The 22,016-nt window shown below is 59.9% G+C and carries 18 protein-coding genes and 2 tRNA genes; 9 read left to right on the top strand and 11 right to left on the bottom strand.

Annotated features, from left to right (window positions below):
* The first annotated feature begins 996 nt into the window (after positions 1–996).
* Positions 997–1,710: a YoaK family protein gene (locus H8S55_RS02340; RefSeq protein ID WP_227147744.1), complete on the top strand. Its 714-nt coding sequence runs from the start codon at positions 997–999 to the stop codon at positions 1,708–1,710.
* 267 nt (positions 1,711–1,977) lie between these two features.
* Complete coding sequence (locus tag H8S55_RS02335; RefSeq protein WP_186877640.1) at positions 1,978–3,330, top strand: MATE family efflux transporter; 1,353 nt, start codon at positions 1,978–1,980, stop codon at positions 3,328–3,330.
* 191 nt (positions 3,331–3,521) lie between these two features.
* Here H8S55_RS02335 and nrdD read toward each other — a convergent pair whose 3' ends face one another.
* A complete protein-coding gene (nrdD, locus tag H8S55_RS02330) occupies positions 3,522–5,648 on the bottom strand; it encodes an anaerobic ribonucleoside-triphosphate reductase (RefSeq protein ID WP_147563144.1) in 2,127 nt (708 codons plus the stop codon).
* Between the two features lie 396 nt (positions 5,649–6,044).
* Between nrdD and mnmA the strand changes: the two genes are divergently transcribed.
* From mnmA to metG, 4 genes are all read left to right on the top strand, one after another.
* Positions 6,045–7,133 carry a tRNA 2-thiouridine(34) synthase MnmA gene (gene mnmA / locus H8S55_RS02325; protein WP_186877639.1) on the top strand — a complete coding sequence of 363 codons (1,089 nt, stop codon included), beginning with the start codon at positions 6,045–6,047 and terminating at the stop codon, positions 7,131–7,133.
* A 3-nt stretch (positions 7,134–7,136) separates the two neighbouring features.
* Complete coding sequence (locus H8S55_RS02320; protein ID WP_186877638.1) at positions 7,137–7,433, top strand: hypothetical protein; 297 nt, start codon at positions 7,137–7,139, stop codon at positions 7,431–7,433.
* Positions 7,434–7,571: 138 nt separating this feature from the next.
* Positions 7,572–8,438: a hypothetical protein gene (locus tag H8S55_RS02315; RefSeq protein WP_186877637.1), complete on the top strand. Its 867-nt coding sequence runs from the start codon at positions 7,572–7,574 to the stop codon at positions 8,436–8,438.
* Positions 8,428–10,407 (top strand): methionine--tRNA ligase, encoded by a 1,980-nt coding sequence (gene metG / locus H8S55_RS02310; RefSeq protein ID WP_186877636.1) that lies wholly within the window; start codon positions 8,428–8,430, stop codon positions 10,405–10,407. Before H8S55_RS02315 ends, metG begins: the two co-directional genes overlap by 11 nt.
* Before the next feature lie 65 nt (positions 10,408–10,472).
* Here metG and H8S55_RS02305 read toward each other — a convergent pair whose 3' ends face one another.
* From H8S55_RS02305 to H8S55_RS02275, 7 genes are all read right to left on the bottom strand, one after another.
* Positions 10,473–11,813, bottom strand: coding sequence for a butyryl-CoA:acetate CoA-transferase (locus H8S55_RS02305; protein WP_186877635.1), 1,341 nt, complete (start codon positions 11,811–11,813; stop codon positions 10,473–10,475).
* A 217-nt stretch (positions 11,814–12,030) separates the two neighbouring features.
* Positions 12,031–13,914 (bottom strand): DEAD/DEAH box helicase, encoded by a 1,884-nt coding sequence (locus tag H8S55_RS02300; protein WP_186877634.1) that lies wholly within the window; start codon positions 13,912–13,914, stop codon positions 12,031–12,033.
* Between the two features lie 102 nt (positions 13,915–14,016).
* On the bottom strand, positions 14,017–14,526 hold the full coding sequence (locus H8S55_RS02295) for a shikimate kinase (RefSeq protein WP_186877633.1): 510 nt from the start codon (positions 14,524–14,526) through the stop codon (positions 14,017–14,019).
* Positions 14,527–14,702: 176 nt separating this feature from the next.
* Positions 14,703–14,864, bottom strand: a complete 162-nt coding sequence (locus tag H8S55_RS02290; RefSeq protein ID WP_186877632.1) for a hypothetical protein — start codon at positions 14,862–14,864, stop codon at positions 14,703–14,705.
* Between the two features lie 253 nt (positions 14,865–15,117).
* The gene (locus H8S55_RS02285) at positions 15,118–15,738 is read right to left on the bottom strand and encodes a TatD family nuclease-associated radical SAM protein (protein ID WP_186877631.1); all 621 of its coding nucleotides are present in this window, start codon (positions 15,736–15,738) and stop codon (positions 15,118–15,120) included.
* 49 nt (positions 15,739–15,787) lie between these two features.
* A complete protein-coding gene (locus tag H8S55_RS02280; protein WP_186877630.1) occupies positions 15,788–16,555 on the bottom strand; it encodes a TatD family hydrolase in 768 nt (255 codons plus the stop codon).
* Positions 16,556–16,862: 307 nt separating this feature from the next.
* Entirely contained in the window at positions 16,863–17,015 is a 153-nt protein-coding gene (locus tag H8S55_RS02275; protein ID WP_186877629.1) for a hypothetical protein, read from the bottom strand.
* Between the two features lie 449 nt (positions 17,016–17,464).
* Between H8S55_RS02275 and H8S55_RS02265 the strand changes: the two genes are divergently transcribed.
* The 3 genes from H8S55_RS02265 (at position 17,465) to H8S55_RS02255 (ending at position 20,381) form a co-directional block, all read left to right on the top strand.
* Positions 17,465–18,532, top strand: coding sequence for a branched-chain amino acid aminotransferase (locus H8S55_RS02265; RefSeq protein ID WP_147563155.1), 1,068 nt, complete (start codon positions 17,465–17,467; stop codon positions 18,530–18,532).
* Positions 18,533–18,799: 267 nt separating this feature from the next.
* The gene (locus tag H8S55_RS02260) at positions 18,800–19,642 is read left to right on the top strand and encodes a hypothetical protein (protein WP_186877627.1); all 843 of its coding nucleotides are present in this window, start codon (positions 18,800–18,802) and stop codon (positions 19,640–19,642) included.
* Between the two features lie 25 nt (positions 19,643–19,667).
* Positions 19,668–20,381 carry a metallophosphoesterase gene (locus tag H8S55_RS02255; RefSeq protein WP_186877626.1) on the top strand — a complete coding sequence of 238 codons (714 nt, stop codon included), beginning with the start codon at positions 19,668–19,670 and terminating at the stop codon, positions 20,379–20,381.
* Here H8S55_RS02255 and H8S55_RS02250 read toward each other — a convergent pair.
* The 3 genes from H8S55_RS02250 to H8S55_RS02240 form a co-directional block, all read right to left on the bottom strand.
* Positions 20,372–21,436, bottom strand: coding sequence for an NAD(P)H-dependent flavin oxidoreductase (locus tag H8S55_RS02250; protein WP_186877625.1), 1,065 nt, complete (start codon positions 21,434–21,436; stop codon positions 20,372–20,374). The two genes, H8S55_RS02255 and H8S55_RS02250, sit on opposite strands and share 10 nt — an antisense overlap.
* Before the next feature lie 123 nt (positions 21,437–21,559).
* Positions 21,560–21,646: transfer RNA gene (locus tag H8S55_RS02245), tRNA-Leu, on the bottom strand.
* A 134-nt stretch (positions 21,647–21,780) separates the two neighbouring features.
* A tRNA-Leu gene (locus H8S55_RS02240) sits at positions 21,781–21,867 on the bottom strand.
* Between the last annotated feature and the right edge of the window lie 149 nt (positions 21,868–22,016).

Here is a 22,016-nt window from a genome sequence, read left to right as displayed (position 1 = left end):
CGGGAGCCCCTCAACGATTAAGAAGTAGTAACCGTCGAGCGGCCAAGCTTTGGGCGGTTACTTCTTTTTTATCTGGAAAACCAGAGAAATGATGCCGACGATCAAAATGCCGAACTGAAACAGGTCGGAATAGGTCACCATGCCATCACCCCCCTCCGATGTAGTGGAGGAGGAAAAGAGAAATGCGGCCTCCTCCCGAAGAAGGGGCCTCCCGCCTACCGAATACTGGCAGCGCCAGCGCATATCCATGCGCCGAGGATATTATAGCATGTTTTGTAGAATTTGGCAAGATGGGGGAAAAGCCCCGAAGGGGGGCGGAATCCTTCCGTCACGGGCTGCGCCCGTGCCACCTCCCTTTAACAAGGGAGGCTATTGGTGCAGGACATCAGCCCCCCTTGTGAAAGGGGGGACACCGCCGAAGGCGGAGGGGGGATTCCGTCCCCCCGTCCCCCTTGCCTCCCCCTTTGGGGGAGGTGCCCCCGCAGGGGGCGGAGAGGGCTTCCCCGGCAAAAAAGAAATCCCCCGGCGGGGGATTGGGGATTGACTTTTTTCCATATCATGTTATACTGAAGATAAAGAGAGGCGCTGCCGGTAGACGGGAGCCCCCGTTTGCTAAAAGAAGTAACCGTTAGCCGGGAAGCTGTGGCGGTTACTTCTTTTTATTGTTGTAAATATGGACGAACAGAGTCAGAACGCTCACGATGAGCTGACCAATCAGGATCAGTTCCGAATGAGTCACCATATGTACCACCTCCCCCCAAGAAAGAGGAGGCTTTATAAAAGAAGTTTGGCCTCCTCAAGGGCAATGCGAATGAGGGGCCTCCCGCCTACCGAATACTGGCAGCGCCAGCGCATATCCATGCGCCGAGGATATTATAGCACGTTTTGTAGAATTTGGCAATCACAACTTCGATATGTTCTAATTTACGTCCTCCGGCTTGCGCCGGGGGGCGTTTTGTGTTATGGTATAGCGAGAAAAATCCGGGAGGTCTTTTTATGAGTCATCGCAAACGCCGGGGGCAGATGTCTGAGGCCCTGCTGACGGCGGCGTTTTTGTCCATGTCCGGCGGGCTGCAGGATGCCTATACCTACATCGCCCGGGGCGAGGTGTTCGCCAACGCCCAGACGGGCAACATCGTCCTGCTCAGCCAGAATCTGTTCACCGGGAACTGGGCCAAAGTGCCCCATTATCTGGTGCCGCTGGTCTTCTTCGCCCTGGGCATCGCTGCCGCCGAGGGTATGCGCTACCGCTTTCAGCAGGGGACGCGCATCCACTGGCGACAGCTTATCCTGTTGGAGGAGATCGTGACCCTGTTCGCCGTGGGCCTGATGCCAGCGTCCCTGAATATGCTGGCCAATGCCACCGTCTCCTTCTCCTGCGCTATGCAGGTGCAGGCCTTCCGCAAGGTCAACGGCTATGCCTTCGCCAGTACCATGTGCATCGGCAACCTGCGCAGCGGTATGGACTCCCTGTGCGCCTTTTTCCGCACCCGCAACCGCGAGCCCCTGCGCAAGGCAGGACACTATTTCGCCATCATCCTGTTTTTCGCCCTGGGCGCTGGCCTGGGCGGCTGGGGCATCACCCAGTTCGGTATGGGCACTATCTGGCTCTCCTGCGCCCTGCTGGTGGTGGGCTTCCTGCTCATGTTCCTGAAAGAGGACGTGGAGGAGATCGAAGAGGAGATCGAAGCGCTGGAACAGCGGAAATAATCAAAAAATGGTCGTCTGCCAGCCTGCGGGGCGTGTTTCTATGATTCAACGGTCAATCGCCCGGATACTATCGTTGGCGAATGAAGAGAAATAAAGGATGGCTCTATATTGACAGTATAACCATATCGGGATAAAACAATAGCCAAACTGTGATACCAGGTGACTGTTTGCGAAGCACCGGAAAAATCATCTTGTTGGGCATGTATACGTGAACCGTGACGGGATCAGAAAATTGATCCAGCATCATAGAAAGACACAGGACGGCGTATGGAAAAAAATAATTCGGAAAAACATCTCTTCAGCAACCATGATTTATGGATGCTTCTGGTTCCTCTTGTAGTGGAACAACTCTTGAATTCGCTGATGGGAACAGCGGATAGCATTATGGTCAGCAATGTGGGATCGGCAGCAATCTCGGCTGTATCGCTGGTGGACTCCATCAATATCTTGGTGATACAGGCATTTTATGCGTTGGCAGCAGGCGGCACCATCGTCTGCTCCCAGTATATCGGGCAGAGGGATAAGGAAAATGCAGAAGAATCGGCCAGGCAGCTGGTATTCGTAGTAGCAAGCATCTCGACGGCGGTGATGGCGGTATGCCTGCTGACGAGGGGACCGTTGCTCCGGTTGATTTTCGGCAGCGTGGAAGCGGATGTTATGGAGGCGGCACGGATTTATTTCTTTTACACGGCGCTTTCATTTCCTTTTATAGCTCTTTATGATGCCGGCTCATCGATTTACCGGGCGCAGGGGAATACACGTCTTCCGATGACCATCGCGGTTGTCTCTAACGGACTTAATATTGCCGGAAATGCGGTGTTGATCTGGGGATTTCATCTGGGAGTGGCTGGAGCGGCTGTTGCCACGCTCGGTTCCAGGGTGATCTCAGCGGTGGTTGTCCTGGCTTTTTTAAGGGATCCAAAGCAGGAGATCGCTGTCTATGGATATGGGAGAATCCGTCCAGATGGACAGCGGATCAGAAGAATTCTGTCTCTTGGAATTCCAAATGGAATCGAAAATGCAATGTTCCAGTTTGGAAAATTGGCCATTCAGTCAACGGTATCGACCCTTGGAACCGTCGCCATTGCGGCTCAGGCCATGACCAACATTCTGGAGAATTTAAACGGTATTGCGGCCATCGGCATCGGAATCGGCATGATGACGGTGGTGGGCCAGTGCTTGGGTGCCGGACGCCAGGATGAGGCCATCTATTACATCAAAAAGTTATCGGTGATAGCGGAGGTTGTGATCATCGGCTGCTGTGCCCTGGTGTACATTCTGACAAGACCGGTTACGATGTTAGGCGGCATGGAACCGGAGAGTGCAAAGATGTGCTTTTACATGATAGGATGGATCACAGTCGTAAAACCCATTGTATGGACACTTGCTTTTGTTCCGGCCTACGGCATGCGGGCAGCAGGAGATGTGCGCTTTTCCATGATCCTCTCCTGCATCAGCATGTGGCTGTTCCGGGTAACACTCTGTATTTACCTTTGCCGTGTCCATGGATTTGGCCCGATTGCCGTGTGGATCGGTATGTTTACAGATTGGACCGTTCGTGGAATTGTATTTACGATACGGTTTAAGAGCCGCCGTTGGCTGGCCCATGAGGTAGTGTAGTAATGGATAATAGTTACTGTTCGCAGTAACGCAATTTGCTTGCGATCCATAAATCTCGATAGTATAATCCCATTTTTTACAATTTAAGAAGAATAAAACCGCTACAATCCTTGTAATTACAAGCATTGTAGCGGTTTTTGCGCCCGTTTTTTGTTCGATTTTTGCACCGAATATTTTTTGAGTTTTTTCGGTTACAGATGCAGCACCCGCGCTTTGATCTCCTTGGTCTTGCCCACGTTCCAATAGTTCTCGCCCAGGTAGCCGCAGGTGCGGCGGGTGACGTTCATCTTGGCCCGGTCCTTGTTGTGGCAGACGGGGCACTCCCACTGGTTGTCATCGTTGATGATGATCTCCCCGTCGTAGCCGCACACCTGGCAGTAGTCGCTCTTGGTGTTGAACTCGGCATACTGGATGTTGTCATAGATAAAGCGGACCACCTCTTTCAGCGCCTCCAGATTGTGACGCATGTTGGGGATCTCTACATAGGAGATGCACCCGCCGGTGGAGATCTTCTGGAACTGGGACTCGAAGGTGAACTTGTGGAAGGCGTCGATGTGTTCCCGCACGTCCACGTGATAGCTGTTGGTATAATAACCCTTGTCGGTTACGTCGGGTATCGTGCCGAAGCGCTCCTTGTCGATGCGGGCAAAGCGGTAGCACAGACTCTCCGCCGGGGTGCCGTACAGGGCAAAGCCGATGTTGGTCTGGGCCTTCCAGTCGTCACAGGCCTTGCGCAGGCGGTTCATCACCTTCAGGGCAAACTCCGTGCCGCCGGGCTGGGTGTGGCTCACGCCGGTCATCAGCTTGGTCACCTCGTACAGGCCGATATAGCCCAGGGAGATGGAGGAGTAGCCGCCGTAGAGCAGGGGTTTGATGGGCGCGCCCTTGGGCAGACGGGCGATGGCGCCGTACTGCCAGTGGATGGGGGAGGAGTCGGAGCGCACTTTTTTCAGGGCGTTGTGGCGGCACATCAGGGCCTGATAGCACAGGTCCAGCCGCTCCTCCAGCAGGGACCAGAACTTGTCCATGTCTCCCCGGGCCAGAATGCCGATCTGGGGCAGGTTCAAAGAGACCACGCCCTGGTTAAAGCGGCCCTCGAACTTATAGTTGCCGTTCTCGTCCTTCCAAGGGGCCAGGAAGGAGCGGCAGCCCATGGGGGAGAACACGTTGCCGGCATAGTTTTCCCGCATCTTTTTGGCGGAGATATAGTCGGGGTACATCCGCTTGGCCGAACACTTCACGGCAAGCTCGGTGATGTAGTCGTACTTGCCGCCCTTCAGGCAGTTGTGCTCGTCCAGTACATATACCAGCTTAGGGAAGGCGGGGGTGATATAGGCCCCGGCCTCGTTCTTGATGCCCTCCAGGCGCTGACGCAGCACCTCCTCCACGATCATGGCGTTCTCTTCCAGATAGGGGTCGTCCTCCTGCAGGTTCAAAAACAGGGTGACGAAGGGGGACTGGCCGTTGGTGGTCATCAGGGTGTTGATCTGATACTGAATGGTCTGTACGCCGGACTTCAGCTCGTCCCGCACCCGGTCCTCCACCAGCCGCTCCAGCGTCTCCGCATCGGCATGGCCGGCACAGTCGGCCTCGATATGGCGGCGGAACTTCTCCCGGCTGCGGCGGAGGTATTTGCCCAGGTGGCGCAGGTCCACCGACTGGCCGCCGTACTGGTTGGAGGCCACGCAGGCGATGATCTGGGTCATCACGGTGCAGGCCACCTGAAAGCTTTTGGGGGACTCGATCAGCTTGCCATTCATCACGGTGCCGTTGTCCAGCATGTCCCCGATGTTGATGAGACAGCAGTTGAAGATAGGCTGGACGAAATAGTCCGCGTCGTGGAAGTGGATGGCGCCCTCGTCGTGGGCCTTGGAGATGACATCGGGCAGCAGCAGACGGCGGGTCAGGTCCCGGCTCACCTCGCCGGCGATGTAGTCCCGCTGGGTGGCGGCGATCATGGTGTTTTTGTTGGAGTTCTCCTCGGCCAGCTCCTGGTTCTCATTGCGCAGCAGGGACAGGATGGACTCGTCGGTGGTGTTGGCCTTGCGCACCAGGGCCCGGTTATAGCGATAGATGATATAGGTTTTGGCCAGGTGGAACTTGTTCTCCTCCACCAGCCCCTGCTCCACCAGGTCCTGGATATCCTCCACCAGCATCCGGGGGCGTTTGAGGGCCTCGATGCGGTCGATCACCGCGTCGATGCGGTCCTTGGACAGCCGCTCATCGGGGGCTACCTCTGCATTGGCCTTCTCTATGGCACGGACGATCTTACTCCGGTCGTAATCGACGATGTTTCCGTCTCGCTTGATTACTTTCACGGTGCGCACTCCTCTCAAGTTTTCTGTTTGGTAGGAACAAACAGATGGAAAACGGCGGCAGGGCTGCCGCCGGAAAGTTATTTGATCTCTCTGATCACCGGGAATGAAGTATATCACGCTTTGTCTCGTTTGTAAATTGTACGGGTCTACAAGATATTGTGCCTGTTCGCTGTATAAAAACCAAGCAATACAATATGTATTCGGAAAGGCCGTTTTCCTGCAAACGGTTGGGCCTGTGGGGTTTGGCGTGATTTTCCCGGTGGTTGCCGACGGAAAAAAAGTGTGATATACTGCAAAAAGTATTCTCAAGCGGTTGGGCAAAATGACCGTTATCCATTTTGATTTTCCTGATACTGGGCGTTATGTAACCCAGTGCTCCAGAGAGGGGGACGCAGCATGTGCGCAAAGGTGGCCGTTGCCATGAGCGGCGGCGTGGACAGCTCCACGGCGGCCTGGATCTTGAAACAGGCGGGCCACGACCTCATCGGCGTGACCATGAAGCTGTTTGACAACGGAGATGTGGGCGTGGAGGGGGAGAGCAGCTGCTGCTCCCTGGACGATGTGGAGGATGCCCGGGCGGTGGCCCGGCAGCTGGGCTTTCCTTTTTATGTGTTCAACTTCTCCCGCCAGTTCCATCACCAGGTGATGGACCGCTTCGCCTGCGCCTATGAGCGGGGAGAGACCCCCAACCCCTGCATCGACTGCAACCGATATCTCAAATTCGGTGCCCTGCTCCAGCGGGCGAAGGAGCTGGACCGGGACTATGTGGCCACGGGGCACTATGTCCGCCTAAGCTATGACCGAGGCAGCGGCCGGTGGCTGCTGCACAAGGCCCTCCACCCGGAGAAGGACCAGAGCTATGTGCTGTATAACCTGACCCAGGACCAGCTCAGCCACAGCCTGTTCCCCCTGGGCGGGCTGTCCAAGGACGAGATCCGGGCCATGGCCGCCCGGCAGGGGCTTATCAATGCCAAAAAGCACGAGAGCCAGGACATCTGCTTTGTGCCCGACGGGGACTATGCCGCCTTTATCCGCCGCCACACGGGAAAGACCTATCCCCATGGTCCGTTTTTGGACCAGGAGGGCCATGTGTTGGGGGAGCACACGGGGATCGTGGGCTATACCGTGGGCCAGCGCCGGGGACTGGGGGTATCCTCCAACCGGGGACGGCTGTATGTCAAGCAGGTCCGGCCCGAGGACAACGCCGTGGTTCTGTCGGACAACGCGGCCCTGTTTTCCACTGCCCTCACCGCCTGTGATATAAACTGGATCCCCTTTGACCGGTTAAACGCCCCCCTGCGTCTGCGGGCCAAGATACGCTACCGCATGGCCGAGCAGCCCTGCACTGTAGAGCAGATATCCCAGGACCGGGTGCGGGTGGTCTTTGACCGGCCCCAACGGGCCGTCACCCCTGGCCAGGCTGTGGTCTTTTACGATGGGGACCTGGTGGTGGGCGGCGGTGTCATTGAACGAGAAGGAGCATGACCTATGAGCAAATCGAAAAAACGACACAGCAACTCCAGCGCCGTGGTTCGTGCCAGAGCACGGGACAGCGCCTTGGCAGATAAGCAGGTGCGGGACCGCGCCCGCATGGACCCGGTGGCCCGGAACCTGCTGTTCATCAACCTGATCTTCCTGGCCGCGGGACAGATGCTGTACACCCACGGAATGCTGCCCGATTGGGCCTCCGGCGTGGTCAACATCCTGGGCATTATTCTGCTCATCGCCGCCCTGGCCCGCCAGTTCGGCGGCAAGAAGCGGGACGACAAGCTGCGGCACAAGTAAAAACCTGTGAAAAACCGGAAAATCATCCGCAGAGGGACCGGAAGCCGGTCTGCCGCCTTGATTTTTTGCCCCGGCGGGTATATCATAAAAACAGCGTCTAAAAATCTGTACCAAAGAAAAAAGGAGCGTTCACCATTGATGGGAAAGAACGTATATCTGCCCGGGCTGGCCTTGCTTAGCGGCATCCTGGGGCTGGGACTGCGCCTGTGGCAGCGGCGGGTCAGCTTTGACCCGGAGACCCTGCTGTTCCTCTCCGGCTGCCCCGCCCCCACCCTGCTGCTGGCCCTGACGGCGGCGGTGGCGGCGGTGCTGCTGGTGTCCCTGCGCCGGGAGAGCCCGCCGAAAACGGCGGCGGAGGTCCTGGCCTGCCCCTCCACCCTGTATATGACCCTGATGGCCGCAGGGGCCCTGCTGATGCTGGTGGGAGGAGCCCTCAGCGTGCAGGAGGGCCTTTACCAGCTGACGGTCTGGCGGGTCGATCCCGCAGCAGAGCCCGTCACCTATCCCATCGCCCTGCTGCTGTGCGCCCTGTTCAGCTTTCTGTCCGGCCCGGCCCTGCTCATGCTGGGGCGGGAGAGCTATCGGGGCCCCATCACCCAAAAAGCCGGTCCCTGGTCCCTGGCCCAGCCGGCGGCGGGTCTGGCCTGGCTGTTTGCCACCCATTTAAAGCACGGCACCGACCCGGTGCTCATGGACTACGGGCCCGCCTTGGCGGCGGTGGCCTTTCTGATGCTGGGCAGCTATGAGCTGGCCGCCCTGCGCTATGCCCACCCCCACCCCCGCCGGGGGCTGTTCTGCTGCCTGATGAGCGTCTATCTGGGGCTGCTCAGTCTGGGGGACAGTCTGGAGCCCTTCCGGCTGGCCCTGGCGGCGGCCTTTCTCCTCAGCAATCTGGCCGGGGCCATGGCCCTGTTGAGCCATATGGGTCCGGTGCGCTCCGGCGGAGCGCGGCTGGCCCCCAAAAAGGAAATTAACAACGAGGGAGATCACAACAATGGAGAATAAGAAGCGATTTTATATCACCACCCCCATCTATTACCCCAGCGACAAGCTGCACATCGGCCACACCTACTGTACCGTGGCCACCGATGCCCTGGCCCGGTATAAGCGCCTGGCCGGTTACGACGTGATGTTCCTCACCGGCACCGACGAGCACGGCCAGAAGATCGAGAACAAGGCCGCCGAGGCGGGCGTTACCCCCAAGGAGTTTGTGGACCGCATCGTGGAGGGCCCCCGGGGGGTGAAGGACCTGTGGAAGCTGATGAACATCAGCAACGACCGGTTCATCCGCACCACCGACGACTATCACGTCCAGTCCATCCAGCGTATCTTCAAAAAGATGTACGACAAGGGGGACATCTATAAGGGGACCTATAAAGGCAAATACTGCACCCCCTGCGAGTCCTTCTGGACGGAGAGCCAGCTGAAGGACGGCTGCTGTCCCGACTGCGGCCGCCCCGTCACCGACGCGGAGGAGGAGGCCTATTTCTTCCGCCTGTCCAAGTACGCCGACAAGGTCCAGGACCTGCTGGAGAACACCGACTTTCTGGAGCCCCGCAGCCGGGTGAACGAGATGGTGAACAACTTCATCAAGCCTGGACTGGAGGACCTGTGCGTCTCCCGCACCAGCTTCACCTGGGGCATCCCCGTGGACTTTGACCCCAAGCATGTGGTCTATGTGTGGCTGGACGCCCTGTTCAACTATATCACCGCCCTGGGCTATGAGAACGACCGCTATCACGATTACCAGGCCTATTGGCCCGGCGTGAACATCGTGGGCAAGGAGATCGTCCGCTTCCACTCCATCATCTGGCCCGCCTTCTGCATGAGCCTGGACATCCCCCTGCCCAAGAAGGTCTTCGGCCACGGCTGGCTGCTGCTGGACGGCGGCAAGATGTCCAAGTCCAAGGGCAACGTGGTGGACCCCTATCTGCTGGCGGAGAAGTTCGGTGTGGATGCCCTGCGCTTCTTCCTGCTGCGCACCTTCCCCTTCGGTTCTGACGGCAACTTCTCCAACGAGCTGCTGATCCAGACCATCAACACCGACCTGGCCAACGACCTGGGCAACCTGCTCAGCCGCACCACCGCCATGGTGGGCAAATACTTCGGCGGCCAGCTGCCCGCCGGGTGCAAGAGCTGGGATGCCCCCGAGCGCTTTGACACGGAGCTTACCTCCATGGCCTGTGCCCTGCGGGGCGTGTACGAGGGCCACATGGAGGCCTATGCTCCCCACAAGGCCCTGGACGAGGTGTTCAAGGTCATTGCCCGGGCCAACAAATATATCGACGAGACCATGCCCTGGGCCCTGGCCAAGGACATGGAGCAGAACGGCGCTCGGCTGGCCCATGTGATGTATAACCTGCTGGAGACCACCCGCATCTGCGGCATCCTGCTGACCCCCTTCATGCCCGACAGCATGGCCAAGCTCTTCACCCAGATCGGCGCGGAGCCCGCCGCCCAGACCTGGGAGAGCGCCGCCGCCTGGGGCAGCCTGTCCCAGACCGCCACCGTCACCAAGGGCGAGAACCTGTTCCCCCGCGTGGATGCCGAGAAGGCCCTGGCCGAGCTGGAGGAGCTGGAGGCCGCCGCCCGCAAGGCAGCCCTGCCCCCCCTGGAGCTGGAGCCCCAGCTGGAGGAGAAGGTGGACTTCGACACCTTCTGCAAGTCCGATTTCCGGGCCGTGAAGGTGAAGGACTGCCAGGCGGTGAAGAAGTCCAACAAGCTGCTGCGCTTCACCCTGGACGATGGCACCGGCACCGACCGGCAGATCTTGTCCGGCATCGCCCAGTTCTACAAGCCCGAGGAGCTCATCGGCAAGACCCTGATGGCCATTGTCAACCTGCCCCCCCGGAAGATGATGGGCCAGGAGTCCTGCGGCATGCTGATCTCCGCCGTTCACACCGAGCGGGGGGAGGAGCGGCTGAACCTGCTCATGCTGGACGACAAGATCCCCGCCGGCGCGAAGATGTGCTGAACCTCAAACAAAAACAGAAAAAAATCCTGTGTCCGGCCGGACACAGGATTTTTTTGCGCTTAAACTTATTTCTTGTTGCTCTTGCGCCAGATGTGCATCTTCTCGGCATCGGCGATAAGCTGCTCCCGGAAATCGGGGTGGGCGATGGAGATGATGGCCTCGGCCCGCTCCCAGGTGGACAGGCCCTTCAGGTTGATCATGCCATACTCGGTGACGATATAGTGGACGCAGGTCCGGGGGTCGGTGGCGATGGAGCCGGGGGTCAGGGTGGGGACGATGCGGCTCTTCACGGTGCCGTCCTTGCCGGTGACGGTGGAGGACATGCAGATGAAGCTCTTGCCGCCCTTGGACTGATAGGCGCCCATGGCAAAGTCCAGCTGACCGCCGGTGCCGGAGATGTGCTTGATGCCGGCGGACTCGGCGTTTACCTGACCGAACAGGTCCATGTCGATGGCGTTGTTGATGGAGATGAAGTTGTCGATCAGGCTGATGACGTGGACATCGTTGGTGTAGTCCACAGGGGCGCCCATCACGTCGGGGTTGCGGTCCATGTAGTCATACAGCTTCTGGGTGCCGGCGGCAAAGGCGAACACCTGGCGGCCCTTGTCCAGGTTCTTGTGCTTGCCGGTGATCTTGCCGGCCATGGCCATGTCCACAAAGCCATCCACATACATCTCGGTGTGGACAGACAGGTCCTTCAGGTCGGACTGGGCGATCATAGAGCCGATGGTGTTGGGCATGCCGCCGATGCCCAGCTGCAGACAGGCACCGTTGGGGATCTCAGGCACCACCAGGTTGGCCACGGCACGGTCCACGTCGGTGGGCTCGCCGCCGCCGCCCAGCTGGGCCACGGGGGGATTCTCGCCCTCCACCACCATGTCCACGTCCTTGATGTTGATCTCGCAGCCGGTGAGACCGTAGACCAGGGGCAGGTTCTCGTTGACCTCTACGATGACCACCTTGGCCCGGTCCAGCATGTCGGCCAGGTGAGAGGCGGCCAGGGCGAAGCTAAAGTTGCCGTGCTTGTCCATGGGGGTCACCTGGATCATGGCCACGTCCACGGTCAGGTTGTCCCGATAGAACCGGGGCAGCTCGGAATAGCGCATGGGAGAGAAGAAGCCCATGCCCTTGGCGATGATCTTCCGGTCGATGCCGCTGCAGTGCCAGCTGTTCCAGGTGAAGTGCTCCCCGGCATCCTCGGCCTTGGCGATCTCGGGCATCCACATGGTCACACCGCCCCGGATCTTCACGTCGTGCAGCTCGTCCTTTCGGGCGGCCAGGGCCTTATCCAGGGCCACGGGATGGTTGGTACACCAGCCGTAATCCACCCAGTCGCCGGACTTGACGACCTTCACCGCCTGCTCGGCGGTGGTCAGCTTCTGCTGATACAGTGCCTGATAGTCCATGTTCGCATCCTCCGTATCTGTTAAAAAATTTTTTAAAATGGGAAATTTCTCTTGGCCCCTTCTCCGGCAGAAAACCGGGGAAGGGGCAATTTTACTTTAATCTATCACTGCATCGACAAAGAATCGTCCATTTTTTTCGAGAGAGCGGCCGAATGCTCCGGCCCGTCCGGCTTAGAGAAAGCTGCCCTCTTTTTCGACGCTTGCCGTTTGTGTCGATTCAGCGGCCCACGTTGATATAGAAGGGCTTCATCAGGCTGGGCTGCTCGGTGGAGTCCTTCTGCTGGCGGTGGGGCTCCGGGGGCAGACCCCGCTGATAGCCGCCCCGGCTGCGCTTTTGGGGCGTGGTGCGGTCCTTGCGGCCCTGGTGGGCGGTTTTGTCGCCTTTGGCGCTCTTGCCGCCCGGGGCGGACTTGTGGGCGGCGGGCTGCTGCTTGGGAGCGTGCTGGGTCTGGACAGCCTGCTCCTGGCTCTTATGGGCGGGCTTCTTGCCCTTGCGGCGGCGGCCCGTGTTCTGGTCCTGACCGCCGGACAGGGTCAGGGGCCGGGGGGCCAGCAGCCGGGCGGTGGCATCCATGATCACGTCGCTGTCCAGGGGGCTGGGCCGGTGGAACTCGGTGCGGGGCATAGCATCCCCGGTGTCCATCAGTGTCCCGGAGCGCACGCCCCGGCGGGGGCGCTTGTCCCGGGCAGACGGGCTTTCGCTCTGGGGCTCCATCACCTGGACGGTCTCGGCAAATTCGCTTTGGGCCTTGCCCCGGCCTCTGCGGCGGCGCTTTTTGGCGGCAGGCTGGGCCTGCTCCAGCACCTGGGCGGCCTGGACCTGCTGCTCCTGCTGGACCTGGCGCTTCTCCTTGGCCGCGGCCTTGGCGGCCTCGTCCCTGGCCCGGCGCTTCTCCCGGGCGGCGGCACGGGCCTCCTGGTCCTCCTCGTTGACCACCCGGCCATTCTTATCCCGCTTGGGGGCCTGGAACACCTCCATGGGATAGGGGTGGTCCTCCACCACGGGCAGCTGCTTGCCGATCAGCTTTTCGATGTCCCGCAGCAGGGGCTTTTCCCCGAAATCGCAGAAGGCGATGGCTGCGCCCCCCCGTCCGGCACGGCCGGTGCGGCCGATGCGGTGGACATAGGTCTCGGGCACCTCGGGCAGGTTATAGTTGAACACGTGGGACAGCTCTTCGATGTCCAGCCCCCGGGCGGCGATGTCAGTGGCCACCAGGCAGCGGATATTCCCCGCCTTAAAGTCGGACAGGGCCTGCTGCCGGGCGGTCTGGCTCTTATTGCCGTGGATGGCGGCGGCAGTCACCCCCGCCTTCTCCAGATCCCGGGCCACCTTGTTGGCACCATGTTTGGTGCGGGTGAACACCAGGGCGTTTTTCACCCCAAGCTGCCCCATCAGGTGGGCCAGCAGGCGGATCTTGTTGTTCTTGTCCACAAAGTACACGCTCTGCTCAATGGCCTCCACCGGGGAGGAGATGGGGTCCACCGCCACCCGGGCGGGGTCGTGGAGGAGAGAGTTGACCAGGTCGCTGATCTCCGGGGGCATGGTCGCGGAGAAAAACAGGGTCTGCTTCTGTCGGGGCAGCCACTTTAAAATCTTCTTCACGTCGTGGATAAAGCCCATGTCCAGCATCCGGTCGGCCTCGTCCAGAACGAAGATGTCCAGCTCGTCCAAAGAGACGAAGCCCTGGTCGTGCAGGTCCATCAGCCGGCCGGGGGTGGCCACCAGAATGTCCACGCCCCGGCGCAGGGCCTCCACCTGGGGATTCTGGCCCACGCCGCCGAAGATGACGGCGTGGCGCAGGGACAGATATTTGCCATAGGCCTCAAAGCTCTCGCCGATCTGGATGGCCAGCTCCCGGGTGGGGGTGAGCACCAGGGCCCGGATGGGGCGGCCGGAGACAGTCTCGGCGGAGAGCCGCTGGAGGATGGGGGCGGCGAAGGCGCAGGTCTTGCCTGTGCCCGTCTGGGCGCAGCCCAGCACGTCCCGGCCCGCCAGGGCGGGGGGGATGGCTTTTTCCTGAATGGGGGAGGGGGCGTGATAGTCCAGCTCCTTCAATGCGTTTAAGATGGGGGCGTTCAGCCCCAGCTGTTCAAAAGTCATGCAATACTTCCTTTTCTGCGTCTCCCGGCGGTACGCCGGGCGCTCATTCAGGCGGAGGGACCCTCCGCCTGGCCCACGTTCTCCCTGTGGGCTGGGGTGTTTTCAGCGCAAAAGCCCGTTGAGCCGCTCCAGCACCTGCCGGGCGGTTTGAGCCAGCGTCTGTCCGCCGCCGCAGTCGATGACCAGGTCGGCGTATTTGTCATACAGGGGGGCGCGATAGGCCATCACGTCGGCCAGGGTCTGGCCGGGCTCCATGGCGATGCCCCGGGTGCTCAGGTTCTGGATGCGGCCGCTCAGCTCGGCCAGGGGGACCTTCAGATAGACCACGGGGCCCAACGCTTTCAGGTGCCGGGCGGCCTTCTCCCGGCATACGGCGCTGCCTCCCGGGGCGATGACGGTGTTCTCGCAGGAGACCGAGCAGATGGCATCCTCCTCCGCCTGCAAAAAGGCATCCAGCCCCCGCTCGTCCAGGATGTCCTGGAGCAGGGCGTGCTCCCGCTTTTGGATCACCAGGTCCACGTCCAGAAAGTCATAGCCCAGGGCCTTGGCCAGCAGGACCCCCACCGTACTTTTGCCCGAGCCGGGCATCCCGATCAGCACCACATTTTTCACTGCGCGTCTCCCAACCTTTGCAGACAAATTTAACTGATATATTATACTATACCCCGACGCAAAAAGAAAGAGCCCAATGTGGAAAAATCAGCGCGGTTTCCGGGGAAAGGGGTCGGGTGTGCCCCGGAACGGGCGAAGTTTTCCACATGGGCTGTCGGGGTTGTGTAAAATGGACCTCACAGCAGGGTCCACTGAAAGTCCTCCAGCTTCAGGGTGCTGCCCACGTCGGTGCCCTCGGGCAGCAGGAACATGGTCACGGACAGCTCCGCCCCCTGTTCAGAGCGGAGCAGGGCATAGTCCCCGTTGATGGACTGCACGGTGTAAAAGATTGGGTCCACAGGTATCCTCCTTTTTCAAACGGGCTGAAATTTGGCTCCCGTCCGGGCACAGTCCGGTTTATAGGACAGTGTGTCCGGTAAACTGGAGGCAACAAAACCGGAAAGGGGAACGGGAGCATGGAATACGAACTGGTTTGGGTGCGGGAGCACATCGAGGTATACGACGGCGCAGGGCGCTTCTGCTTCTCCGCCGACAACGAGCGGGAGGCCCGGGAGGAGCTGGGTCTGGCCGGCTGAGGGCCTGACCGGAAGCTCAGGAGTCGATGAAGCTGCGGATGCGCAGCGTTACCCCCAGCTTTTGGGCGATATCTTTGCAGGTCTGGATCTCCTCCGGGCTCTTGTCCTTGTCCACAATGGTCAGGATGACGTGGGGGACATACTGCTTGCACTCCCGGGCAAAGTCCAGCATGGCCTGATAGGCGGCCTCCCCCTGAACGGGGTGGCACAGGGCCACATACTCCCGGGCGGTGACGGCGTTGAGGGAGATGGACACGGTGTCGATGCGGCCTTTTAATTCAGGGCACACGTCCCGGCCTAAGATCAGGTTGGCGTGGCCGTTGGTGTTGATGCGCACCGGGGGCAGCTTGTCCCCAAAGCGGGCTTTCAGCTGGTCCACCAGCCACAGGATGTCGTCTAAGCGATAGGTGGGCTCGCCATAGCCGCAGAAGACGATCTCCCGATAGGAACACACATCCCGGCTGAGAAAGCTGTCCATGGCCTCCTGGCGGGAGGGCTCGTGTTCCAGCCACAGGGAATCCTCGGTATAGATGGAGCCCTGGGCCTTGCCGTGGCGCAGGCAGAACTCGCAGTTGCAGTTGCAGCGGTTGGTCAGGTTGACATAGAGGGCATCCTCGTATTCATAGGTGATGGTCATGGATATCCTTCCTTTATGCAAATATGTAGGGCCGCCTGGCGGCAAAAATTTAGATGCGGAAAAAGCGTCTGCCGTTTTCCAGGGTGATCCGGGCGACCTCCTCGGGGTCCAGGCCCTTGCGCCGGGCGATGGCCTCGGCCACCAGATGGACCCGGCCGGAGTCGTTCCGGCGGCCCCGGAAGGGCTCGGGAGAGAGGTAGGGGGAGTCGGTCTCGATCATGATCCGGTCCATGGGCAGCAGATCGATGACCTCCAGGGCCCGGCGGGCGTTTTTAAAGGTGATGCTGCCGGTGAAGGAGATCATCCAGCCCAGCTTCATCAGGATCTTCGCATCCTCCACCCCGCCGGAGTAGCAGTGATAGACCCCGGTGACCTTGGGATGGGCGCGGACGATGTCCAGGCAGTCGTGGTGGGCATCCCGGTCGTGGACGATGACGGGCAGGTCCAGCTTCTCCGCCAGCTCCAGCTGGGCGTGGAACACCTGCTGCTGCAGCTCCCGGGGCGGGTTATCCGGCCAGTGATAGTCCAGGCCGATCTCCCCGATGGCCCGCACCTTGGGGTTCTGAGCCAGGGCCTCCAGCGCGGGGATATCGTGCTTCGCGTCCCAGTCGGCGCACTCCTCCGGGTGGACCCCCACGGCGGCATAGACAAAGGGGAAGCGCTCTGCCAGCTCCACCGCCGTCTGAGAGCTTTTCAGGTCGCAGCCGGGGTTTAAGATGAGCTCCACCCCCTGGCCGGGCATAGAGGCGAGCACCTCCAGACGGTCAGCGTCAAAGGCGTCGGCATCATAATGGGCGTGGGTATCAAAAAGGCGCATGGCGTTCCCTCCAAAGTCCGGCCCCACCGGGCGATATTGCCTATATCATAGCCTGTTCCAGGCAAAAAAGCAAGGCACGGCAGGCCGTGTCTTGCTTTTTAAAATAATTTGAGACTGTCAAAAAAGCCTGTCATTGCGAGGAGGCCCAACGGGGCGACGTGGCAATCCGCTTCTAAAACTCACGAGTATCAGCACATTTCCGACTTTTGGGTTACGGATTCCCACGTCGCTGCGCTCCTCGGAATGACAGAAATGGGTTTATTGACACGCTGATAATTGGAGTGATATTTTCGGCAATAGCCGGATTTTAAAGCACTGTCAGGAAGCAGTAAAACCCCAGGCCGCTGGCCGCACAGGCCCCCATCATAAAAAAGTCCCGGTTTACGTTGTTGGGGTCACAGGCCCGGGTCATCAGATAGGGCAGGAACACGGCGGCGATGATAGAGACCCAAATTACCATAGAATATCTCCTCCTGTTCACGCTGGAATGGGCATGAGGTACATGATGGTTCAAATGGCTACCATCTAATAATTTAATTATATAACAAAGCAGCGAAATTACAAGAGAAATCTGGAACTATTCACAAAACATGTTTAAACGGCATGAACCTTACCGAAAAATTGCCGTAAACGTGATGATGTCCTCCGCCGGCCTGGCGGCGATGCTGCGGGCTGGACAGGGCGGCCGGGCTGTAAAAAATTTCAGCAAATTTCCCAAACTGGGCCGTTCCCCCGTTGAATCCAGGGCGAAAGGCTGGTATAATATGCGGCAAAGGCAGTATTCCGCATCCCGTATTTCATGGGTCTTGTTTTGATATGGGCCGCGGAGCCGTCCAGGCCCCGTCTGCCGCGCCGCAACGCGCATGCGGAAGAGCGCCGGAACATTGGATAATCAGGAGGAAACTCACCATGGAAGAGATCAAAATCACCCGCGCCGCCAAACTGAAGGAAAAGCCGGACTCCTCCACTCTGGTATTTGGCAAGAACATGACCGACCATATGTTCATCGTGGACTATGACGAGGGTAAGGGCTGGCACGATCCCCGCATCGTCCCCTATGGCCCCCTGCAGATCGACCCCGCCGCCAAGGTGCTGCACTACGCCGAGGAGATCTTCGAGGGTCTGAAGGCCTATCGCACCGCCGACGGCTCTATCCAGCTGTTCCGCCCTGACTGCAACATCGAGCGCATGAACAACTCCGCCGAGCGTATGTGCCTGCCCCAGATCCCCGCTGAGCTGGCCATGGCCGGCATCACCGAGCTGGTGAAGCTGGAGCGGGACTGGGTGCCCACCGAGAAGGACACCTCCCTGTACATCCGCCCCTTCATGATCGGCCTGGACCCCGCCCTGGGCGTGCACGCCTCTCACCATGTGCAGTTCATCGTCATCGTCTGCCCCGTGGGTGCCTACTATCCCGAGGGCCTGGCTCCCGTGAAGATCTATGTGGAGCAGGAGGACGTCCGCGCCGTGAAGGGCGGCACCGGCATGGCCAAGACCGGCGGCAACTACGCCGCCTCCCTGCGGGCCGGCGACCGGGCGGAGAAGGCCGGCTACAGCCAGGTGCTTTGGCTGGACGGTGTCCACCGCAAGTACATCGAAGAAGTGGGTGCCATGAACGTGATGTTCAAGATCAACGGCAAGATCCTCACCCCCGACCTGAACGGCTCTGTGCTGCCCGGCGTGACCCGCCGCTCCTGCATCCAGCTGCTGAAGGACTGGGGCTATGAGGTGGAGGAGCGCCGCATCTCCGCCGAGGAGCTGTTCCAGGCCGCCAAGAACGGCACCATGGAAGAGGCCTGGGGCACCGGCACCGCCGCCGTGGTCTCCCCCATCGGCGAGCTGGCCGAGGGCGACGAGAAGGTCATCATCAGCGGCAACAAGATCGGCCCCGTCACCCAGCGCCTGTATGACGAGCTCACCGGCATCCAGTGGGGCCGCCTGCCCGACACCCACGGCTGGACCGTGAAGGTCTGCTAATATCAACAAAGTGGCAAAGCCACTTTGTTGAGGGGGCTGCGCCCGGTGCGCGCACTCGCTGCGCTCGCACACTTACCGGGCGAGAAGTGTTTTTCGTCACGCGCATGTCGCGGCGAAAAACGGATCTCAATTTATTTCGCGGCGTGCGCGCCGCGAAACTCTGCGAGGCTCTCTTGAATTTTTGCAAAACCAACTAAAAACCTGGCCTGCGAGTGTTCACAGGCCAGGTTTTCAAAATCTTTGTGGACTTTTGGGGAGGAAATCCGTATGCTCGACGCATTGCAGCCATTTTTAGAGGACAAGAAGCAGACCCTGGCCCTGAACGGCGGGGACGACCCGATCCGGCTGATCCTGGCGTACTTTTCCACGGACAACCAGAACATCGACGAGCTGGAAAAGCTGAAATATAACAAGGCGCTGTACCGCCGCCTTGGGTGGCAGGACGAGGAGTGGTTCGACGTGATCAGTTCCTTCTACCAGGTCTATTGCTGCGGCCTGGCGTGGGTGTGTTCAGGCAAGACCTGCAACGACTACGGAGCCGACTGGTCCGACCTGGACGGGGGAGACCTGCCGCCGTTCCGCCTGGAGCAGGACGGCACATTCAAGGCCCTGTTCCGGCTGCCGGACCCTCAATATACGTTTGTGAAAAAGAAGACGCTGGCGGGCAAGATGCTCAAACCCACCACCATATACAGTGCGGTCAGCAGGGAGCTGATCGCCCGGAAGAGCCAGTATAGGGAGTTGGCAGCGCTGACCCACACCGTGGCCAACTTTATGCCCTGTCCCTGCTTCTCCTATAACGCCCTGAAGGGCACCAGAGAACAGGTGCGGGATTTCCTGCCCCTGATGGCGGACTACGCGGAGCGGCAGGGAAATCAGGAGTGGAAAGACTGGTTTCTTTTCAATCGGGAGAAGTATTGCCTGGAGGATTATTACTATATTTATACCGGCGAAGACCACACGGCGCACCTCAAGGGCATCCCGTTTTTCCGGTCCCAGAGCCTGGACCATCCCCTCCCCCGGACGGAGGAGGAGCTTACCGAGTGCCTGGACGAGATGATAAAGCGCATCCGGGTCAGGGCGTGCAGACTGTCCGGCATCCCGGACTGACGAAATGACAAGGACGGGGAGATCTATGATCTACGCAGTTTCAGATATTCACGGGCGGTGGGAGAAATACCGCGCTTTGCTTGAGCGGCTCTCCCGGGAGGACCCGGACTACACCCTGTATCTGCTGGGAGACAGCATCGACAGGGACAAGGGCGGCTGCCGCATCCTGCTGGATGCCATGAAGCGGCCCAACGTGATCTCGCTCCTGGGGAACCACGAGTTCAGCGCCGCCGTCTGCCTGCCCTGGCTGCTCCAGGACGTGACGGAGGAGACGTTATCCGCAGTGGACCAGGAGCGGATCACCTCGGTCCAGGAGTGGATCTTCAACGGCGGAGCATCCACCCTGGAGGAGCTGCGAGAGCTGAACCGCCAGGAGAAGGCGGCCATTCTGGACTACATCCGGGACATGGACGTCTATGCCGAGGTGGAGGCCGGTGGCCGCTCCTTCCTGCTGACCCACGCGGGGCTGGACCACTTTCAGCCGGAGAAGGACCTGGAGGACTATGCCCTGCCGGACTTTCTCTTTGGCCGCGCCTTTGCCGAGCAGCGGTTTTATGAGGGGGAGTTCCTGGTCTTCGGCCACACGCCCACCCGGGAGATCCACCGGCAGTTGGGGCAATCGCCGGTGGACAACGTGATCTTTGGTGAGAACAAGATCGCCATCGACTGCGCCTGCGGCTATGACGGCGGGCGGCTGGGCTGCCTGAATCTGAACACCCTGGCGGTGTTTTACCTCTGAGCCAGGGCCGCCTGATACTCCGCCAGCACCTGGGCCACGGTGGACATCTCGTTCACCTGGCCCACCTCTGCCCCGCAGAAGAACAGGCCCTCCTCCCAGTCGCCCTCCACGGCCCGGATGAGGGCGTGGGTGATGCAGTAGGGGGTCTGGGCGGGGTCGCAGGTCTTGATGCACCCGGCGCACCACTGAGGGGCCTGACGCTGTCCCGCCTCCATGCGGGCGATAAGGGGGCTGTAGATGGCCCGACCGGGCATTCCAACCGGGCTGTGGATGATGCGCACGTCCTCCGCACGGGCCCGGAGGATGGCATCCTTATAGCCCTGGGAGGCATCGCACTCCTCGGTGGCGATGAGCCGGGTGGCAATCTGCACCCCGGCGGCCCCCATGCCCCGGAACCGGGCCATATCTTCCCCGGTCAGGCCGCCCCCTGCCACAAAGACGGGGATATTCCGGCCATATTTCTCTTGATAGGGGGCCAGCTCCGCCAGCACCTGGGGCAGGATGTCCTCCAGTGGCTGGGCCGTGCCGCCCAGCAGGTCGTCCTCTTTAAAGCCCAGGTGTCCCCCGGCCTTGCAGCCCTCGATGACCAGAAAGTCCGCCGTCACGCCATAGCGCTTGTCCCAGGTTTTCAGAATGAGCTTGGCCGCCCGGGCGCTGGACACGATGGGGGAGAGGGCGATGTCCGCGCCCTTCACCAGGCCGGGCAGCTCCAAGGGCAGGCCCGCCCCGGAGATGATGGCGTCCGCCCCCGCCTCCACCGCCGCCTGGGCCAGGGAGGCGTACTGCTTCATAGCCACCATCAGATTGACAGCCACCAATCCGTGTCCGTTGGAGAGACGGCGGGCTTTTTCGATCTCCTGCTTCAACCCCCGCAGGTCGGCTTCCTGGGGATTTTGACGGAAGTCTGGCTCCCGATAGCCCGCATGGGCCGCGCTGACACATCCCATGCCTCCGCAGGCGGCCACCGCCCCGGCCAGGCCGCCCAAAGACACCCCCACGCCCATGCCCCCCTGGATGACAGGCAGGGCCAGCTGCTTCTTCCTAATTTGAACCATATTATATCAAACCTCATACAATCTGATTTTTAAAACCGGATTATATGATATCATAAAAATGATCTTTGTCAATGAGAGGTCCAGATAAAAAAAGAACACCTGCACAGCAGATGTTCTTCTTTTTGGTGCGCGAGGCGGGAGTCGAACCCGCACGCCCTTGCGAGCACTGGCACCTGAAGCCAGCGAGTCTACCAATTCCACCACTCGCGCATCCATATTTGGTTGGCGTTGAAGCATTGCGTTCAACGTGAGATAAATAATACCACAGCTTTTTCCCGTTGTCAACACTTTTATTTGGGAGAGAAAAAGAAAAAACATCTGCCGAAAGCAGATGTTTTTTCTTCTGGTGCGCGAGGCGGGAGTCGAACCCGCACGCCCTTGCGAGCACTGGCACCTGAAGCCAGCGAGTCTACCAATTCCACCACTCGCGCATCCATATTTGGTTGGCGCTGAAAGCCGTTTGACTTAGCGCAGGACATATACTATCATAATTCGAGCCGGACTGTCAACTGTTTTTTTTCGATTCTTTTAAATTTTTTCTGAGACATCGCGGATGGACGGTCTGCCGGAAAAATCTGCT

The organism is Flintibacter faecis, assembly GCF_014287875.1.
Taxonomy (GTDB): domain Bacteria; phylum Bacillota; class Clostridia; order Oscillospirales; family Oscillospiraceae; genus Lawsonibacter; species Lawsonibacter faecis_A.
The sequence above is the reverse complement of the archived record's forward strand: the minus strand, read 5'-3'. Positions and strand labels throughout refer to the sequence as shown.

Bases quoted from the DNA above. Each gene is read 5' to 3' on its own strand.
- H8S55_RS02340 (WP_227147744.1), top strand. From the start codon at position 997: ATGAGTCATCGCAAACGCCGGGGGCAGATGTCTGAGGCCCTGCTGACG.
- H8S55_RS02335 (WP_186877640.1), top strand. From the start codon at position 1,978: ATGGAAAAAAATAATTCGGAAAAACATCTCTTCAGCAACCATGATTTA.
- mnmA (WP_186877639.1), top strand. From the start codon at position 6,045: ATGTGCGCAAAGGTGGCCGTTGCCATGAGCGGCGGCGTGGACAGCTCC.
- H8S55_RS02320 (WP_186877638.1), top strand. From the start codon at position 7,137: ATGAGCAAATCGAAAAAACGACACAGCAACTCCAGCGCCGTGGTTCGT.
- H8S55_RS02315 (WP_186877637.1), top strand. From the start codon at position 7,572: ATGGGAAAGAACGTATATCTGCCCGGGCTGGCCTTGCTTAGCGGCATC.
- metG (WP_186877636.1), top strand. From the start codon at position 8,428: ATGGAGAATAAGAAGCGATTTTATATCACCACCCCCATCTATTACCCC.
- H8S55_RS02305 (WP_186877635.1), bottom strand. From the start codon at position 11,813: ATGGACTATCAGGCACTGTATCAGCAGAAGCTGACCACCGCCGAGCAG.
- H8S55_RS02300 (WP_186877634.1), bottom strand. From the start codon at position 13,914: ATGACTTTTGAACAGCTGGGGCTGAACGCCCCCATCTTAAACGCATTG.
- H8S55_RS02285 (WP_186877631.1), bottom strand. From the start codon at position 15,738: ATGACCATCACCTATGAATACGAGGATGCCCTCTATGTCAACCTGACC.
- H8S55_RS02280 (WP_186877630.1), bottom strand. From the start codon at position 16,555: ATGCGCCTTTTTGATACCCACGCCCATTATGATGCCGACGCCTTTGAC.
- H8S55_RS02275 (WP_186877629.1), bottom strand. From the start codon at position 17,015: ATGGTAATTTGGGTCTCTATCATCGCCGCCGTGTTCCTGCCCTATCTG.
- H8S55_RS02265 (WP_147563155.1), top strand. From the start codon at position 17,465: ATGGAAGAGATCAAAATCACCCGCGCCGCCAAACTGAAGGAAAAGCCG.
- H8S55_RS02260 (WP_186877627.1), top strand. From the start codon at position 18,800: ATGCTCGACGCATTGCAGCCATTTTTAGAGGACAAGAAGCAGACCCTG.
- H8S55_RS02255 (WP_186877626.1), top strand. From the start codon at position 19,668: ATGATCTACGCAGTTTCAGATATTCACGGGCGGTGGGAGAAATACCGC.
- H8S55_RS02250 (WP_186877625.1), bottom strand. From the start codon at position 21,436: ATGGTTCAAATTAGGAAGAAGCAGCTGGCCCTGCCTGTCATCCAGGGG.